This window comes from Oceanospirillum beijerinckii DSM 7166 (assembly GCF_000422425.1).
Classification (GTDB): domain Bacteria; phylum Pseudomonadota; class Gammaproteobacteria; order Pseudomonadales; family Halomonadaceae; genus Oceanospirillum; species Oceanospirillum beijerinckii.
Map to the genome: position 1 here is coordinate 14,182 of NZ_KE383835.1, position 3,783 is coordinate 17,964.

The 3,783-nt window shown below is 53.2% G+C and carries 1 protein-coding gene; it reads left to right on the forward strand.

Annotated elements, in window-relative coordinates:
• Positions 1-3,783 (forward strand): beta strand repeat-containing protein (locus H579_RS29560; RefSeq protein ID WP_211224795.1); only part of this gene is annotated, 3,783 nt, incomplete at both ends.

Below are 3,783 nucleotides of genomic sequence, written 5' to 3' on the forward strand. Positions count from 1 at the left end.
TATGTGCGTTTTACTGGTGGTACGGAGTATTCCGGGTCTGCTAATTTTACCTTCCAGGCCTGGGACCAGACCAGTGGTAGCGCTTCAACCAATGGCTCTGTACAGACAGGAAATGCCAGCGTTAACGGCACAAGCACAGCGTTCTCAACGAACAATGCAACGACGTCAATTACAGTCAATGCGGTAGATGATGCCCCTACCGGCTCTGGTGCTGCTACGCCTGCCAGTTTTACTGAAGATACCCAGGGCAACCTGGATCTGTCGGGCTTTACCGTGGCCGATGCAGACAGTGCTTCCGTGACAATTACCCTGACTGCCAGCGCAGGTACACTGGTTGCCTCTTCCTCAGGTGGCGTTACTGTTGGTGGTAGCAGTAGCGCTCTGACCCTGACCGGAGCACCTGGCGATATCAACACCTGGCTGGATACCACCTCCAACGTACAATATACCGGCGCTGCGGATGCAAACGGTACCGGAGCTGCAACCATCACGATTACCGGTGCTGACGGGACAACCTCCAATGTTGCAATGGGATCGGTGTCTCTGAATATCAGTGCAGTCGATGATGCGCCAACCGTATCAGGCGTACCGGATGATTCTGTTATACTTTCAGTAGGGCAATATCTCGATCTTTCTGCCTCCAGCGTAGCTGATGTGGATACAGACCCGGTTACCGCAACCCTCTCTGTGAATAGCGGTACCCTTACGGCAACATCGGCCGGTGGTAGTCATGCCGGAGGGGCTACAGTCGTTCAGACCGACTCACAAACCGTGACGCTGACGGGGTCACCCGCCCAGGTTGATGCCTACCTGAATGATACCTCAGAACTCACCTTTACCTCAGCGGCCTCTACCGCTGATGTAACGCTGACCGTTTCCGTGGATGATGGTGTTAACAGTGCGGTTTCAGATACGGCAACCATCTCTGTTCTGGATGTCGTCAGACCAACCGCCAGCAACTATACCGATTCAACCAATGAAGATACGGCTGTCACTGCATTCAGTAATACTGAACTGCCAACAGCAGAAGATTCCGATATAGGTACAGCACATACTGTCGAATACATTACTATTGATACATCCACTGTAACAGGTGGGGTACTTTCCCTGACAGGAACACCGGCAGGTGGTACATCAACGACGGGGGGAATTACATTCTATACCGCAACCGGTAATTTGTCCGGTACCGTCAATATCGCCATAGGTGACATTAGCAATCTTGTCTTCACACCCACCGCCGATTTATCAGGCACCGGTGCAGGCAGCTTTGCCTGGACAGTCACTGACAGCGGAGGCGATACCTCCACGGCGGCTACCTGGACGCTGGATATTACCGCAGTTGAAGATGTACCTACACTGACGGGCGTTACAACAACCATTACCGCACTGGAAGATACAGCAACCAACCTGATTACCGGAACACCAGTATTTGCCGATGTGGACACGACGGGCGATATTGTCGCCACGCTAACAGCAACGAATAACGCCGCGACCTTAACGGCTTCAGATGCGAATGGCGTTGTCGTCGGTAACAGTGGCACCCATGCCATCACATTAACGGGCACCGCCACAGAAATTAACACCTTCCTGCAGACAGCATCTAATGTCACTTATACCGGAGCAACCAACAGCACAACATCGGATACCGTAACCGTCACAGTGAATGATGGAGAAGGTGGCACAGGTACGGCTGAAACCATCACGGTCAATATGACTGCCGTGAATGATGCCCCTGCTGTCAGCGCAACAGGCACAGGTGGTAACTCAATTAATGGTGCTGCAACGGGACTGTTCAGCAGTGCTGCCGTTGATGTTGATACCCCTGATACTGGCGACCTGATCACCGGACTTAAATTGACCGTCAGCGGCTTACAGAATGGTGTAGATGAAAAAATTAATTTTGATGGCACAGCAATCGCATTGACAGCGGGCACTAATGGTACAACTACCGGCGGTAATAGCCTGGGTTATAGTGTGGCCGTCTCATCCAGTACAGCAACGGTGACAATTACTCATGCAGGTGTGGCTGAAACCACCATCGAAAGCCTGCTGAATGCGATGACCTATGAAAATACAGCCTCGCCTTTTACGGAAGGTGACCGGACGATTACCCTGACAGAAGTCACGGATGACGGTGGCACAGCAAACAGTGGTGTGGATGCCTGGTCTACTGCGAATATCAGTGCAACCGTTACTGTTGTTGATGGCACTAAACCGGTCGCTAACAGTTATACCAGCAACGGCACAGAAGACGCGGCTGTCAATTTGTCAGCGACTGAGCTGCCAACAGCGCAGGATTCTGGCAGCGAGACGCTTGAATATATCACCATTAATACCGCCAATATTACCGGTGGTGTTTTATCGCTGGATTCTACCGGCATGACAGGCACATCCACTGTTGGCGGCATCAGCTATTACACAACAGCAGGTAATCTCACTGGAACCGTATATATTAATATTGCGGATATCAGCAAGCTGGATTTCACACCAACAGCGAACCTTGCGGGCACGGGTGCTGCAAGCTTTAGCTGGACCGTCACGGATGCAGGTGGTGATACCTCTCCGGCGGCCATCTGGACACTGAATCTGAGCAACACAGACGACGCACCTTCCGGAACAGATAAAACCATTGCCGTGACGACCAGTGGCAGTCATACCTTCAGCAGCACAGACTTCGGGTTCACTGATGCGGATACGGGCGATAGTCTGAATCGTGTACAGGTCAATGTTCAGACGATTGATAATGGTGCTCTGAAACTGAATGGTAACGCTGTTAGTGACGGTGACTGGATCAATCTGGCTGATATTGGCAACCTGGTCTACACCCCAAGTGCCGCAGGTTCCGATACCTTCACGTTTACGGTAGAGGATAACAGTATAAGTAACTCTACTGACGCCACACCTAACACCATCACACTGAATGCCACCACACCATCAACTGGCGGTGGCGGTGGCGGTGGTACGCCAACACCAGAGCCGGAGCCAGAGCCAGAACCTGAGCCAGAACCTGAGCCAGAACCGGAACCCGAGCCGGAGCCAGAACCGGAACCGGAACCGGAACCCGAGCCGGAGCCGGAGCCGGAGCCAGAACCGGAACCGGAACCGGAACCGGAACCCGAGCCAGAACCGGAACCCGAGCCAGAACCGGAACCCGAGCCAGAACCGGAACCGGAACCCGAGCCAGAACCGGAACCCGAGCCAGAACCGGAACCGGAACCGGAACCTGAGCCTGAGCCGGAGCCGGAGCCGGAGCCGGAGCCAGAGCCAGAGCCAGAGCCAGAGCCGGAGCCAGAACCAGAAACAGAAACTCAGTTGGTTGATGGTGTGCCGGTTACGACGACGGTAACCGTTGACGAGGACGGTGAAGAGACGAAGACGGTAACGGTTAAGCCGGTAGCATCGGAGCGTGAAGATACCAATACTCAGACGCAGGAAGCGGATATCCCGCTGCACTTTACCGAAGGTGATCAGGAAGCGGTGACCAGTATCAGTTTGCCTGCTGGCGTTGGTTTTATAGCGAATGCCAATGAAACGGCGCGGGATAATAATTCGGTGGAGGCGTTACTGCAGCTGATTGATGAATCTGCTGGCCTGGATGAAGAAGACGATATGCTAGACGGTGGGCGTGTCTTCCTTGAAGCGCTTGGTGTTGATGAAGACAATCTCTGGGTAAATAAGGTCACGTTGACCACGGATAGTAGTGAGCGACCTAGTAGCCCGATTACTATTCGAGGCAGTAACAATAGTGGTCGTACCGAGGCGATGGTGATAGATGCGTCCAAT